Origin of the sequence: Sphingomonas sp. 1185, assembly GCF_040544655.1 — a bacterium.
Classification (GTDB): Bacteria; Pseudomonadota; Alphaproteobacteria; order Sphingomonadales; family Sphingomonadaceae; genus Sphingomonas.
Genome location: NZ_JBEPKL010000003.1, coordinates 82954 through 98029, shown reverse-complemented (window position 1 = coordinate 98029; position 15076 = coordinate 82954). Strand labels below are relative to the sequence as shown.

Annotated in this window: 11 protein-coding genes; 6 read left to right on the top strand and 5 right to left on the bottom strand. The window is 67.1% G+C overall.

Annotation, left to right across the window (positions count from 1 at the left end; genetic code table 11):
• Positions 1–28: 28 nt before the first annotated feature.
• The 4 genes from ABIC44_RS03980 to ABIC44_RS03965 all read right to left on the bottom strand — a co-directional run bounded on the left by ABIC44_RS03980 (position 29) and on the right by ABIC44_RS03965 (position 5040).
• Positions 29–658, bottom strand: a complete 630-nt coding sequence (locus tag ABIC44_RS03980) for an OmpA family protein (protein WP_354293811.1) — start codon at positions 656–658, stop codon at positions 29–31.
• Complete coding sequence (locus tag ABIC44_RS03975) at positions 655–2490, bottom strand: cation:proton antiporter (RefSeq protein ID WP_309695192.1); 1836 nt, start codon at positions 2488–2490, stop codon at positions 655–657. The genes ABIC44_RS03980 and ABIC44_RS03975 overlap by 4 nt, the downstream gene beginning before the upstream one ends.
• 99 nt (positions 2491–2589) lie before the next feature.
• Complete coding sequence (locus ABIC44_RS03970; protein ID WP_354293810.1) at positions 2590–3180, bottom strand: NADPH-dependent FMN reductase; 591 nt, start codon at positions 3178–3180, stop codon at positions 2590–2592.
• A gap of 54 nt (positions 3181–3234) precedes the next feature.
• A complete protein-coding gene (locus ABIC44_RS03965) occupies positions 3235–5040 on the bottom strand; it encodes a DUF885 domain-containing protein (protein ID WP_354293809.1) in 1806 nt (601 codons plus the stop codon).
• A 194-nt stretch (positions 5041–5234) separates the two neighbouring features.
• Between ABIC44_RS03965 and ABIC44_RS03960 the strand changes: the two genes are divergently transcribed.
• From ABIC44_RS03960 to ABIC44_RS03935, 6 genes are all read left to right on the top strand, one after another.
• The gene (locus ABIC44_RS03960; RefSeq protein WP_354293808.1) at positions 5235–6770 is read left to right on the top strand and encodes a L,D-transpeptidase family protein; all 1536 of its coding nucleotides are present in this window, start codon (positions 5235–5237) and stop codon (positions 6768–6770) included.
• A gap of 20 nt (positions 6771–6790) precedes the next feature.
• Positions 6791–7147 carry a hypothetical protein gene (locus ABIC44_RS03955; protein ID WP_354293807.1) on the top strand — a complete coding sequence of 119 codons (357 nt, stop codon included), beginning with the start codon at positions 6791–6793 and terminating at the stop codon, positions 7145–7147.
• A gap of 60 nt (positions 7148–7207) precedes the next feature.
• Positions 7208–7915, top strand: a complete 708-nt coding sequence (locus ABIC44_RS03950) for a VIT1/CCC1 transporter family protein (protein WP_354293806.1) — start codon at positions 7208–7210, stop codon at positions 7913–7915.
• Between the two features lie 61 nt (positions 7916–7976).
• Positions 7977–8162: a hypothetical protein gene (locus tag ABIC44_RS03945; protein WP_309695205.1), complete on the top strand. Its 186-nt coding sequence runs from the start codon at positions 7977–7979 to the stop codon at positions 8160–8162.
• Between the two features lie 93 nt (positions 8163–8255).
• Positions 8256–11015: an exo-rhamnogalacturonan lyase family protein gene (locus ABIC44_RS03940; protein WP_354293805.1), complete on the top strand. Its 2760-nt coding sequence runs from the start codon at positions 8256–8258 to the stop codon at positions 11013–11015.
• Positions 11012–11689 (top strand): DUF6250 domain-containing protein, encoded by a 678-nt coding sequence (locus ABIC44_RS03935; protein WP_354293804.1) that lies wholly within the window; start codon positions 11012–11014, stop codon positions 11687–11689. The genes ABIC44_RS03940 and ABIC44_RS03935 overlap by 4 nt, the downstream gene beginning before the upstream one ends.
• Before the next feature lie 65 nt (positions 11690–11754).
• On the opposite strand, the gene ABIC44_RS03930 is transcribed toward ABIC44_RS03935, so the two are convergent.
• Positions 11755–14889, bottom strand: coding sequence for a TonB-dependent receptor (locus ABIC44_RS03930; RefSeq protein ID WP_354293803.1), 3135 nt, complete (start codon positions 14887–14889; stop codon positions 11755–11757).
• Between the last annotated feature and the right edge of the window lie 187 nt (positions 14890–15076).

Sequence of the window (15076 nt, the reverse complement as noted above, 5' to 3'; positions counted from 1 at the left end):
GGCCCCCGCGTGGCGGCGGGGGCGTCGTTCAGGACGGCGTGGCCGGTGTCGGCTCGGCGGGTTTCGGGGGCAGGTCCACCTTGATCTCGACGCGGCGGTTCCTGTCGCGTCCTTCCGGATCGTCCGATCCGTCGGGCTTGCGGTTGGGCGCGACGGGGTTGGCCTCGCCCATGGCGATGACGGTGATCCGGTCGGCGGCGGTGCCCTTTTCGACCAGATAGTCCCGCACCGCCTCTGCCCGGCGGCGCGAGGCGATCAGGTTGGACGCGTCGGAGCCGTGGGAATCGCTATGGCCCCAGATCGTGATCGCACCGCCCATCGCGAAGACGGGTTCGGCGATCAACGCGTCGATCTGCGCAAGCCCCTTGTCATCGGGCTTGGCTCCCTTGGCGGGGAAGGCGATGGTCAGGTCGATCGGCTCGGGCGTCGGCGACGGGGTGGGGGCGGGTTCGATATCCGGGCGGATGATCGATTTGGTCTCCACCTGCTCGTTCGCCATCGCGCTATTGTCCGGCGATGCCGTATTGGCGACGGGTTCGACCTGCGCGGTGTCGTTCGCGGGCGCGGGGCCCGCTGGCTGACAGGCGGCGATGCCCAGCGCGAGGGTCATCGCCGCGAGCGATTGCGCGGCCCGTTCGTTCAGCCTCTTGGTCGTCATGCGACAGCCTCTCCATTCTGGAATTGCAGTCTAGCCTCCGGATCCGCATGGCGCGAGGGGCCATAGGACACGACGATATCGCCCTTTTGCGGCATGGGCCGCGCGGCATGGGTGAAGAAGCGGATGCGGCCGTCCTTGCGCAGGACGAACAGCATATCCGCCTCGTCGGGCAGCGCCGAGCGGGCATGGTCGAAGTTGAACTGCTCGCTGATCCGCGTGCTGCGGAAGGTCCAGCCCGCCGCCTCGCGCCGCAAAATGTCCTCGACCCCGTGCCCGGCGGTGAACATGGCGCGCCCGCGCAAGGCACCCGGCAGGCTGCGATGGTCATGATCGTCGCCGCTGCCGCCCAGCTGATAGACCGAATCCCGGCCGATATGATGGGCGAACTCGCTGCAGACCAGCGCATTATAGGCCTCGTTCTCGGTGGTGGCGACCAGCACCTGGAACTGGCTGAGGTCCAGCCGTTCCTCCGTCGCTTCCGCCAGCAGTTCGCCATGATAGGTCGCGATCCCGACCTGCCGCGCGGCCGACAGCCGCTGCCAGCTCGAGTCCGTGATGCTGACTGGCAGTCCCAGCGATTGGATCTGGCGCGCCAGCGCGATGCTCCACGGCGTGCTGCCGACGATCAGCAGACCTTTCTGCATCGCGCCCGTGACCTTCAGCCAGCGCGCGACGAAGCGGATGCTGAACCCATGGGCGATGATCGTCGCGACCACGACGGCAAAGGACAAAGTGACGAGGATATTGCCATTGCCATAGCCGAGCTGGTCGAGCCGCAGCGCGAACAGCCCCGACACCGCCACCGCGACCACACCGCGCGGGGCGATCCACGCCACCAGCAGCCGCTCGTTCCAGGGGATCTTGCTGAAGGCCAGTGCGATCAGCACGGTCGCCGGACGCACCAGGAACAGCAGCGCGAGCAGGAAGGCAGCGAACCGCCACTCGAACAGGCGCAGCACCTCGAAATTCAGCGAGGCCGACAGGATGACGAACACGCCGGAGATCAGCAGGACGGTGACATTCTCCTTGAACGGATGAATGTCGCGCAGCGAGTCCAGCCGCATATTGGCGACCGCGACGCCCATGACCGTGACCGCCAGCAGGCCTGTCTCCTGCTGGATCAGGTTGGACAGGACGAAGGTGCCGATGACCGCGACCAGCAGGACCGGGGCCTTCAAATATTCGGGCACATGACCGCGCGGAAAGGCCCAGGCGATCGCGCGGGCCATCGCATAGCCGATCAGGCCCGACACCACGGCCGCACCGAGCAGCGCGACGACCACCGAGATCAGGGTGCCGCCCTGGTCGACGCGGCGGAGATATTCATAGGTGATGACCGCACATAGCGCACCGAACGGATCGTTGACGATCGCTTCCCATTTCAGGATCGCGCGGGGCCGTGCCGCGATGTTGCTCTGGCGAAGCAGGGGGATGACGACGGTGGGACCGGTCACGACCAGGATGCCCGCGAACAATATCGCCACCGGCCAGACCAGCCCCGCGACATAATAGCAGGCCAGCGCCCCCAGCACCCAGCCGAGCGGGATGCCGATCATCATCAGCCGGGTCACCGCGCCCTCGGTCTTGCGCAACTCACGGAAATTGAGGCTGAGGCCACCTTCGAACAGGATCAGCGCGACCGCAACCGAGATCATCGGCTCCAGCAATTCGCCGAAGATATGTTCGGGAACGATCAGCCCGGTGATCGGCCCGGCGATGACCCCCGCCGCTAGCATCAAGGCGATGGCGGGCCATCCCGTTCGCCAGGCAATCCATTGCGCACCGATGCCCAGGACACCGATCAATGCGAAGACAAGCGCGTGTTGTTCCATAGGGCCACTTAACACCCGGATACGGCAAAGGTAACCGTTGCGCCCGCCGATGCATCGCACTTGCCCCCCGGTCCGCCGGGCGGTCGCACGTATGAAGGGTCAATAGGGTGGCGCGATGCGGGCCCGATGTTCGCGCGCGGCCGCCGCCCACCAGCGCAGATCGTCGGCAAAGCGCGGAAAGGCCCTGGTCAGCGCGCCGCCGCCCTCGCCGGTCGGGTGCCCCCGGTCGTCCAGCGCATGGCCGATGCCGCCCACCGCCAGCGTGCTTGACACGACGACCATTCCCATTTCCGACAGCGTAGCGTGCCATGCGACGCTGGCATGGGCGCCCGCGAGCCGTCCCGCCGAATAGCTGGCGATGGCGGCCGGACGCCAATACCATTCCTCCAGGAAATGATCGGTCAGGTTCTTCAGGCCCGGCTGTTGGCCCCAATTATATTCGCCGGTCACGAAGACGAAGGCATCGGCGCTGCGGATTTTGGTCGCCAGCCGCTCCATCGCCTCGGGCGCTTCGCCCGCAGGATATTCCTTGTACATCCGGTCGAGCATCGGCAGGCCGACCGCCTGGGCGTCAATCAGTTCGGCCTCCGCGCCCCGTTCGCCGAACGCGCGGACCAGATAGTCAGCCAGGCGAATGCCCTGCCGGTCGGACCGGTACGAACCGTAGAAGATCAGGATAGTATCCGCCATCGCGCACCTCGCGGCCCGATCATGACCGTATGAGATGATCCCGGCAAGCCACTCTTATCCCCTGATATATCGCGTCACATTGGTGGCCAGCACGTCCAGGGGCACATTGCCGCCGTCCACCACCGCCTGATCGAAGTCGCGCAGGTCGTAGCGGGCACCGAGCGCGGCCTTGGCCCGGTCGCGCTGGGCGACGATCTTGGCGCGTCCGACCTCATAGCCACAGGCCTGGCCCGGCCACGCGCAATAGCGGTCGACCTCGCTCACCGCGTTGCTGCGCGGCAGGCCGGTGGCGGCGATGAACTCGGCCAGCGCCTTGTCGCGCGACCAGCCGAGCGCATGGATGCCGGTATCGACGATCAACCGCACCGCGCGCCATGCCAGCCCCATCAGATAGCCCAGCCGCCCGGCGGGATCGTCGCGGTACATGCCCAGTTCGTCGGCGAGCTGTTCGGCATAGAGGGCCCACCCCTCCGAATAGGCGTTGAACGCCAGGATCGAGCGGATCAGCGGCAGTTGCTGGGCATATTCGCCCTGCCAGACATGGCCCGGTATCCCCTCGTGATAGACCAGATCGGGAATGGTGACACGGTTGTGGATCGACGGGTCGCCCAGATTGACCCAGACCTTGCCCGGTTCGCGTCCGTCGATCGTGCCGGGCCCGCCATAGGCCGCCGGTGCGCCTGGCTCCTGTGCCGGGGGCATGCGGCGGATTTCCAGATGCCCCCGCGCCAGACGGCGGAACGCTTCGGGCAGGCGTGGTCGGATCGCGTCGATCCGGCCCTGCATATAGGCGATGATCTCGCGCCGTCCCGCGTCGCCATCGGGAAAGCCGATGCCCGGGCGACGCTGATAGGCCATGGTGCGCTCGGCGACGCTGCCCTGGGTCAGTCCCGCCTGACGCAGGATCGCATCCATCTGCGCCTGCAGATCGGCCAGCCGTGCGTGGCCCATGGCGTGCAATTCGGTCGCGCTGCGCCGTGTCGTCGTGCCCGCGCGCAGGCCCCATGCATACCATTCGGGGCCGTGCGGGCGGCTGTTCATCCCCGCCGCATCGGTCGCCACCGCCCGCTGTGCACGCAATTCGGCCAGCTGTCGCTCCAGCGCGGGCACGATCGCCGCGCGGACGATCCGTGCCGCCTGCGCGGTCCAGTCGCCGGGGATGGCGGCCGCCTTGCGCGCCAGCGGACCGATCAGCGGTCCGTCGCTCTTCGCCGCCTCCGCGATCGTGCCGGTCATCCCCGCGATCGTCTTGTCGAGCAGGAAGGAGGGCGGCACGACGCCCTGCTGGCGCGCCTGGCGGATACGCGTCGTCTCGCCGTCCAGCTGGGCGGGCATGGCGGCGAGGCGGGCCAGATAGGCCTCCGCATCCGCCTTGTCGCGGACCGGCTGGTCGCCGTCGAGCAACTGCGGCACGTCCAGCCATGCCCCGACATTCTGGATCACGGCATAGGGTGTGTTGCGCCAGTCGCCGATGGTCGCCACGCCATAGGGCAGGGCCATGCCGTCCAGCGCGGTGCGAAAGGCGGTCTCGACCACCGCCAGGCTGGTCGCGGTCGCGGCATTCAGGCCGGTTCGCGGCACCCGCGCCAGATCGCGCAGCCCCTCGCCAAGGAAACGCTGCCGCGCGGCCACGCCCGCAGGCGAGCGATCTTCCAGCGCGCGCCGCAGCCCGGCATGCACGCCTGTGTCGACACCCAGACTGGTCGCCCGCTCCGGCGCCAGCGCCAGCAGCTGCCAGGCCAGCCGGTCGAGCAGTGCGCCCGCGTCGCCGGTCGCGGCGGCCAGTCCCTGGGTCGAGGCCGTGACGGAAACGGCGCCGAGCCCGATCAGCGTGTCGCGGCGGGAAATAGCTCTGTTCATTTCCGATAGATGACCGGCCCGAAGCGCGGCGTCAAATGACACCAGCCTGACAGGTCGGCAGCGCGATTCGGGCGCTTCCCACAAAAATTTCAGGACCCCGTCCCCCTGACGATCGGTTCAGCTTGGCGTAGGGTTGCGTCGTGCATGGGCGTTCCTGCGACGACATTGGACTGAATAGGGGCTATCACACCAACATGACCGTATCGCGTTTTTCCGTCTCCGGCCAATCGGTCGCCCGGCTTCTGGCCACCCTTGCGACCGGCACGCTGGTCGCGGCGCCCGTGATGGCGCAGATCGCGCCGCCGCCCGTCATGGTGCCCGCGCCCTCGACCCAGACGCCCCCCGGCGCGACCGTTCAGCCCGTGCCCCAGGCTGTGCCGCCCAGCATTGTTGCGCCGGTGGCGATGCCCAGCCTGACCGATGCCCAAGCGCATCAACTCGCCACGCTGATCGCCAAGGGCGAGGTGACGCAGGGGCTGCGCTCCGGCGCGCAGCGCGATCTGTCGGCGCTGTCGCCCGCCGCGCTGATCCGCGTGGCGCTCGACTATGCCCATGCGGTTCATGCCGGACGGCTCGACCCCTCGGACTTTTCCAAGGACTGGGGCATCAGGCCGCAGCCCTATGACCCGCTGCCCGGCTTTGCCGATGCGGTGCAGAAGGACCGGTTGGCGGCCTGGGTCGCCTCGCTGCCGCCGCCCTATGCGGGGTATGACGCGCTGGTGACGGGGCTGGCGCGATACCGGGCCATGGCGGCGGCGGGGGGCTGGTCGCCTCTGCCGTCGACGACCATCGCTTTCGGGTCGAGCGGCCCGCTGGTCCAGCAGTTGCGCAAGCGACTGGCGATGGAGGACCCCGCCGTCAGCGCGACCGGCGCGACCTTCGACGAAAATCTGCTGGCGGCGGTGCGGCGGGCGCAGCGGCGGTACGGCCTCAACCCGGTCGGCACCGTCGGCAGCCAGACGGTCGCGGCGTTGAACGTGCCGGTCGGCCAGCGCATCCGCCAGATCATGGCCAATATGGAACGCTGGCGCTGGTTGCCGCAGCAACTGGAGGCCAAGCGCGTCCAGGTGAACATCGCGGCCGCCGTGCTGACCGTGTTCGACGGCGACAATCCGGTCATGTCGATGAAGGCCGTGACGGGACGGCCCGGCAACGAGACGCCGATGCTGGTTTCCTCGATCCACAGCATCGTGCTCAACCCGCCGTGGAACGTGCCCAGCTCGATCGCGAACAAGGAGCTGTGGCCCAAGGAGAAGGCCAATCCGGGCTATCTGAAGCGCAACGGCTTTCGCGTGATCGACAATGGCGACGGCAGCAAGCGGTTGCAGCAGGCCTCGGAGAAGAGCGCGCTGGGGCGGTTCAAGTTCGACTTCCCCAACGACTTCGCGGTCTATCTCCACGACACGCCCGCCCAGTCGGGCTTCTCGAAATTCGACCGGCTGGCCAGCCATGGCTGCGTCCGGTTGGAAAAGCCCGCCGATCTCGTCGCGCTGATGCTGAAGACGACGCCCGAATGGCAACCGGCGCAGGTCGACGCCGTTCTCGCCTCCGGCAAGACGGTGCGCGCGACGATGGCCGAGCCGGTGGCGGTCTATCTGCTATACTGGACGGCTTTTGCCGGGGCGGACGGGCAGGTGGGCTTCCGTGAGGACCCATATGGCTGGGACGCGCAACTGGCGACCAAGCTGGAGGCGCGTTCCGCCGAGCGGGCGGCCGCGACCGCGAATTGATGAGTGCGAAAGGGGATAAGATGATGAAGATCAATCAAATGCGCCGCTGGGGTCTGGTGGCCGCTGCCATGCTGCTTCCCACGCTGGCGGGCTGTTCGCAGTCCACGCCGGAGGAACAGCCGGTGGCCGCCGCCGCCGAGAATGAGCTGACCGTCACCGACGGCGCCGCCGACGAGAATATGACGGCGGTCGCCAATATGGACGAGGTCGCGGCGCCCGCGACCAATGCCGCCGAGGAAATCCCGCCGCCGCCGCCCGAGCGGACCGTCGATCAGCAGATGCTCGACGACGCCTCGGCCACCGGCATGACGTCGCGCGTGCAGCGCGATGCGCCTGCGGCCGATGCTCCGGCGGCCGAGCGCAAGGGCGGCGAGTAAGTATGGCCGGCGGGGGCGGGCGGCACGAGCCGTCTGCCCCCCTTGCAAGGATAAGACCGTATGAGCGAAGCCAGCGTCCATGCCGCGGGCGAACAGCATCTCGTCCATCGCACCGGCTGGCTTCGCGCGGCGGTGCTCGGGGCCAATGACGGCATCATCTCGGTATCCAGCCTGATCGTCGGCGTCGCGGCGGCTCCGGGGGCCACGGCAGGAACGGTGCTGCTGGCGGGGATCGCCGCGCTGGTCGGTGGCGCCTTGTCGATGGCGGCGGGCGAATATGTCTCGGTGAGTTCGCAGGCGGACACCGAACGGGCCGATCTGGCACGCGAGGCGGCGGAGCTGGTCCGTGCACCGCTCGCCGAAACGCGCGAGCTGGCGGCGATCTATGAGGCGCGTGGGGTCGATGCCGGGCTGGCCCGGCGGGTCGCCGAGCAGATGATGGCGCATGACGCGCTCGGCGCGCATCGCCGCGACGAACTGGGACTGGCGGATGATGGCGGGTCCGATCCGTTGCAGGCGGCCTTGTTCTCCGCCGGGGCCTTCGCCTCGGGCGCGATCCTGCCGGTGCTCGCCGCGCTCAGTCCGCGCGGCATGGTGCTTTATGCGGTGCCGGGGACCGCGCTGCTGCTCCTGGCCGTGCTCGGGGCGCTGGGCGCGCGGGCGGGTGGTGCCCCGATCGGGCGCGGGGCGATCCGTGTCGTCCTGCTCGGTGCGCTGGCCATGGGTGTCACCGCGCTGATCGGGACGCTGACCGGCAACATCGTCTAGGTGGCCGTGTTGAGCCATTCGCGCGGCCGGTGCGTTGACCCGTCTCCATCAGGAGAGTGACATGCGCGACGAACTCGACACCCCGACCGAACCCCAGAGCTTTGGCGACCTGCCGATCCAGCCGACCGGATCGGGTGTCCAGGATCTGGAAATCGCCTATGAGCAGATGCGCCTGACCGAAGCGGATGCGGCCCCCGCGCCCGATGCCAATGATGCGATCGCCGAGAGCGAGGCGCATCCGAGCTGATCGTGACGGCCCCGTCGGCCGATCGCACAGGGCATTCCCATTCGGAAAATATCTCGTATTGTGATGAACGATACCAGATAATGGATTCTCGATATGGCGGACCCAGTGCATTTCGACCGGCGGAGCCTGTTGCTATCGGCCACCGGCATGGCCGTGACAATGGGGCAGACATCCGCCCCGGCGGCCACTCTCCCCATACGCGACGAGGCCGCCAAGGGGACCGGTGCAACCTGCTGGCTCGACGGTGTACCACCGGATAGCCATGAGGGAATGACCTGGGGCCAGCCTTGGCCCAGGGGGACGAAATTCTCCTCCTCCTACCGGCTGGCGGGGGAAGGATCGGCTTCGCTGCAAAGCTGGCCGCTCGCCTATTGGCCCGACGGGTCGATCAAATGGACGGGCCATGCCCTGGCCGCCGATGCGGGGCGCGCCACCAGCTTGCGGGTCGAGCCGGGCAGGGCGCGGCAGGCATCGCCCTCTTCCGCCACGGCGCGAAGCTTTGCCGATCGGATCGAGGTGACGGTCGGCGATACGCTCTGGACGATCGGGCGACAGGGCGAGGCGATTATCCGCTCGGCGCGGCGAGGCGGCAAGACGGTCATGCGCGACGTCGGCCTCATCGCGACGGCACAGGACGCGCCCGACGAGGAGGACGGCGCCGCGCCCCGGCTGCTCCGCTATGCGGGGCGGATCGAGCGCGTCACGGTGGAACAGGATGGCCCCATCCGGGTCGTCGTGCGGGTCGAGGGACGTCATGCCGCGCCCGACGAACAATGGCTGCCCTTTTCGCTGCGCCTCTACTTCCATGCCGGATCGGCGTCGGTGCGGATCGTCCATAGCCTGATCTTCGACGGAGACCCCACGCGGCGGTTCGTGCGCGGACTGGGGCTGAGCGGGCAGGTGCCGATGACCGATCCGCTGCACGACCGGCATGTCCGCTTCGCCGGACAGGGCGATGGCCTATGGGCGGAGGCGGTCCGGCCGCTGACGGGATTGCGCCGTGATCCGGGGCGCGCCTTCCGCGAGGCGCAGGTTGCCGGACGAGAGACGCCGCCGCTGGCGACGATGGCGGCGGCGGTGCGCGACCGGCTGGATTACATCCCGCCCTGGGGCGAGTTCCGGTTGCGCCAGCCCAATGCTGACGGCTTCACCATCCGAAAGCGGACTTCAAGCAACCATGGCTGGGTGCCGGTCGACGGCGCCGGGCGCGCGGCGGGGCTGGGCTATGTGGGTGGCGCGCGGGGCGGTGGCGTCGCCTTTGCGATGCATGATTTCTGGCGGCGCTGCCCGGTCGGGTTGGACGTGACCGAGGCAACCGGCGAGGCGGCGCGCTTCACCCTGTGGTATCACGCGCCCGACGCGCCCGCGATGGATCTGCGCTTCTATCACGACGAGATGGGGATGGCCGATTATGCCCGACAGAACGAAGGGCTGGACATCACCTATGAGGATTATGAGCCCGGCTGGGGGGATGCGCGCGGGATCGCACGGACGACCGAATTCCGGCTCTGGGCGCTCGACACGACGCCGACCCGCGAGCGGCTGATCCGGATGGCGGCGCAGGTCGAGGCGCCGCCCCGCCTGCTCGCGACCGGCGAAGCGGTTCATGCGGCGGGGGTGTTCGGTGCCTGGACGCTGGCGGGGCCACCCGGCGGCGACGCGGCGGGACGGATTGAGGCGCGGGCTTCGCGCGAGCTGGATTTCTATATCGGGCAGGTCGAGCAACGGCGCTGGTACGGCTTTTGGGACTATGGCGACGTCATGCACAGCTATGACGCGGATCGCCATGTCTGGCGCTACGATATCGGCGGTTTCGCGTGGGATAACAGCGAGCTGTCGACCGACCTTTGGCTCTGGTACGCCTATCTGCGGACCGGGCGCGCCGATGTCTTTCGGATGGCGGAGGCGATGACGCGGCATACCGGCGAGGTCGATGTCTATCATCTCGGCCGCTTCCGGGGGCTTGGGACGCGTCACGGGGTGCAGCATTGGGGCGACAGCTCGAAACAGCCGCGCATCTCCAACGCCGCCTATCGCCGTATCTATTATTACCTGACCGCCGACGAGCGGTGCGGCGACCTGATGCATGCGCTGATCGACAGCGACCAGACGCTTCGCCATGTCGAGATCGGGCGCAAGGTCGGGGCCCGCGCGCCCGGTTCGGAGCCGCCCGGCGGCACCGGCGCGGTGGTCGCGGAGGGCAGGCTGCCGCCGGGAGAGGTCTTCGTCCAGTTCGGCACCGTCTGGGGGCCGTTGGTGGCGGCCTGGATGACCGAATGGGAACGGACGGGCGATCCGCGCTGGCGCGACCGGATCGTGGCGGGAATGCAGTCGCTCGCCGCTCTGCCCCGCCAATGGTTTGCGGGCGGCGCGCCCTTCGACCTCGCCACGGGACGCTTTGTCGGCGAGGGCGACCGGGTGAGCAAGAGCCATTTGAACGGGGTCTTCGGCGTGTTCGAGACGATGGCCGAACTGCTCGAACTGGTCGATGTGCCCGCCTATCGCGAGGCGTGGCTGGACTATTGCGCCTATTATAATGCCCCCACCGACGTGTTCCGCGCGAAGACTGGCGATCCGGGCAAGGGGCGGGGGCTGACCCAGGCCCATTCGCGCTATACCGCCTATGCTGCCGTCCAGCGCCGCGACCCTGCCCTGGCCCGCCGAGCCTGGGCGGAGTTTCTGGGGGCGGGCGACCGCGCCACGCGCGATCAGGCCAAGGGCGCGGTGCGCGTCTCCGGTCCGGCGGTGCTCAAGCCGGTGGACGAAATCCCCGACATCTCGACCAACGACGCCGCCCAATGGGGGCTGGCGGCGACCGCCAATCTGGCGCTGATCGGCCGGTGGCTGTCGTGAGGCGATGGGCCTGCGCCATGCTGGGCGTGGCGGCGCTGGCCGCAACGAGGCCGGGTGCGCGTATCGACGATTTTCGCGGCGACCTGTCGCGCTGGTCCGTCGAGGCCCAGCCGGGCGCGCAGGTCGTCGCTCGGGACGGAGTGCTGGATATCGACGCGGCCGACGGGGTGACGATCTGGTATCGGCAAAGGCTGAAGGGGCCGGTCGCGATCGACTATGACGTGATGCCGGTGGTGGAGGGCGGGGCGCATGACGCGGTCAGCGACGTCAACGCCTTCTGGATGGCGCGCGACCCCAGGGTGAAGGGCGGGTCGGTGCTGACCCGGCGACGCGACGGCGCCTTTGCCAGCTATGACGATCTGGAGACCTATTATGTCGGGATCGGCGGCAATCGGAACAGTACGACGCGGATGCGCCGCTATGTCGGTCGCAAGGGGGATCGGCCGCTCCTTCCCCAGCATGACCGCAGCGATCCCGCCGCGATGCTGGTCCCGAACCGATGGACCCATATCCGCCTGATCGCCGATGGTCACGACATCGCGGTCGATCGCGACGGCCAGCGGCTCTTCACGATGCAGGACGCCGCCCCCTATCGCAGCGGCTGGTTCGCGCTGCGCACCACGCGCAGCCATTTGCGGGTTCGCGATGTGCGGATCACGCCGCTGGGCCGATAAGAAAGGGGCCGGATCGCGTGGACCCGGCCCCCGCAGTTGAGGGAAAAAGGCGAGCCCGCTGCGGCTCAGAATTTCAGGTTGAAGCCCGCGAAGAAGCGCTGCCCCGGATAGAAGACCTCGGACGTGCCGATATTCTTGATATAGGTCTTGGAAAATTCCTTGTTGATGTTCTGCATCTCCATGAACAGCTGATAATGCCATTCGGGGAAGCGGAACGTGACCTTGGCATCCAGATAGCCTTCGCCCTTGCGATAGATGGGCAGGTTCCCGTTATTGGAATCGGCGACGACCGTCAGCCAGTCCGACCGGAAATTATAGGCCAGGCGGGCGTTCAGCCATCCCTTGTCGTAGAAGACGCTGGCATTCCAGGTCCATTTGGACAGGCCGGGATAGTCGTTCAGCGGATCGCCGGTCGCGCTGTTGGTCAGGTTGGTGCGCAGTGCCCGAGCATAGGTGACGTTGCCGCTGGCGCCCAGCCCATCGAACGGCGCGGGCAGGAAGGCGAAGGCGGTCTGTGCGCTCGCTTCGATCCCGTCGAGCAGCGCGCCGAAGCCGTTCACCGGCTGGCGCACCGTATAGGTCACGCCGTCCTGGAACAGGTCGACGCCGGTGCGCAGCACGTTCAGGATGACGAAGCTGCTCTCATATTTCTTGTAATAGCCCAGGCTGAACAGCGTATCCTTGTTGGGATACCAGGCCAGGTTCACCTCCCACTGGTCGGCGCGATAGGGCTTGAGCGCGGGGTTGCCCGCGGTGCAGACATCATCCGACGCGGCGACGGTCGCATCGTCCAGGCAGTTGATGTTGGGCACCAGATCGGTCGGCTTGGGCCGGGCGAGGTTCTTGGCCCAGTTGGCGCGGAAAACCAGATCGGGCGTGAGCTCCAGCGCCGCGTTGAAGGCGGGGAGGATGTCGACATAGCTGTTGCGCAGCGAGAGCTGCTGTGCGCCGAGCACCACGGTCTCGGTGCCGCCCGTGGCGGTGAAGCGGGTCTGGCGGCGGATATTGGTGCCCGTGCCCACATCCCGGGTATAGACATAGCGCACGCCCGCATTGCCGGTCAGGCGCATGCCGAAGACATGGGTTTCCAGATCGCCCTGGACGTAACCGGCGGCGACCGTCTCGTCGATCTTCAACTGGGGGATCTGGGGCTGGCCGTTGGCTTCGCGGACCAGATCCTGGTCGAAACCGGACAGGTCGTAATATTGGCTGAGCAGCGACGGCGAAAAATTGGCGAAGGCGAGGCGATTGGGGATCGAGGAGGATGCGCCTTGCAGCCCCGCGAACATCGGCGCGCCGCCGGTCGTGGTGCCCAGGGACCGGATAAGCCCGGCATATTCGTCGCGCGTCAGATAATAGGTGCTGCCATTGACCCGCTGCGGCACGGTGGCGGCGTTCACGACCTGGGTCGTGAAGGACACATTGGCGCTCGATTGATAGACCGCCGGGGTGGTGCCGGCCGCCGGGGTCAGCAGACGCGACCCGCCACCTGCATAATTATAATAGTCGGCCCAGCGAAACTGCCCGCCAAACTCGATAGTCTTCAGCGGGCCCCAATCGGCCGCCCAGGTCCCGTCGAGCTTCAGCTGGTTCTCGTTATTGCCCGAGTCGCCCGGACGATATTGGATACTCGGCCCCGCCTGGGCGGTGTTCCCGGCGCGGTTGTAATCGGTGTAGATATTGGGATCGGCGGGATTGACCGAACTGGGATAGGTGAAGACCGGAATGCCCAGATCGTTGCGCCGGTCGACCTGCATCCCCGCAATGCCGGTGCTGATCGCGATCAGGTTGGTTTCACCCAGCGTCCGCGATTCGCTGCGCGAGGCCAGACCCTTCAGCCGCAGGCGATCCACCACCCAGTCGAAACCGGTGATATAGTAACGGGAATTCTGGTCATATTGGAAGTCGCGGCGCTGAACGCCCAGGATATTGGCGGACCCGCTATAGACGGGGGCGGACGCGCTGCCGATATTCGCCGCCGACAGGGCCGTGGTGTAGCTGGTGACGACATGGTTGCCGTCGACCGTCGATGTACCCAGCTTGACCTGTGGCGTCGAACCCGTACCGAGCGACGGATCGAGCTGGTAACGCTGGTAACGCCCCATATCGAGCGAATAGTTGACGTCCATCAACCGCTGGTTGCGGCTGTTGAACTGCACTTCCGCAAAGGCGCGAAAATTGTTCGAGAATTCATATTGCAGCGTGATGTCGCCCGACAGGCGCTTGTCGCGGCGAACCAGGTTGCGATAGCGGGGCACGGTCGGCGCCCAGTCGAAGAACTGATTTTCGCAGGCCGCCCGGCGGGTGGCGAAGGTCTGGGTCGCGGTCGCGCCGACACCCGCGCAGCTGGCATAGGTATTGAACGCCGAATAGGCCGGGTTGGCGACCGTCTTCTGGTCGGAATGGTCGAAATCGGCGAGGCGGCTGTAATTGGTGTTGCTGGCATAATCCTGCCGCGTCGAGACGTCGCTATAGGTGACGTTGGCCAGGAGACCCAGCCCGTCGATGAAGAATTTGGGCGTGCCGATCAGCAGCGTCGCGCGGGGCTTCCAGTCCTGCGTCGTGTCGAGATGCTGTTCGGAGAAATTGAGATTGGCGATGAAATTTTTCAGTTCGAGCGGCTTGCGCGTCTCGATCTGGATCGTGCCGCCGATGCCGCCCTCGGTCAGCTTGGCCTGATAGCCCTTGTAGACGTCGATTGACTTGACGAGCTCGGAGGCGAATTCGCGGAAGTCGCCCGCGCGAGAACCCAGCGCGGAGGATTGGCCGACGCCGTTGATCTCGACGCGATTGAGGTCGGGCTCGACGCCGCGGATCGATACCTGATTGCCCTCGCCGAACTCACGGCTGAGCTGGACACCGGTGATCCGGGCCAGGCTGTCGCCGATATTCTTGTCAGGGAAGCTGGCGATATCGTCCGCTACGATCGAGTCGACGACGGTGCCTGCATTGCGCTTGCGGGCGATCGCGGATTGTAGCGAGGCGCGGGTGCCGATGACGATGATGTCCTCGGGGCTGACCCCGTCGAGCTTGTCGCCTTTCCCCTGATCGGCGGTCTTCGCGGCATTTTGCGCAAAGGCGGGCGCGCTCAGCGCCAGTCCGACGGCCAGCACGCCCCAGGCCGATGTGCGCAGCATCCCGCGTAGCAGGTGCCGGTCGCCCGCGTGACGCGACCCGGTGATAGCGACGAAACCCGTCATGGCATCCTCCCTCTCGCCCCCGGTGCCGCCGCTGTTTCTCGGCTGACGCTATAGGGCTGCTCCAATCTGTCTTGGTGTATATAACCACAATATGGAATGCAATCATATAGATTGGAATTTTGACTCGTTGGGCTATGGTGCTGTCAGGCAATGCGAAAGGCGGCATATGACCCGGATCGCCGTGCTT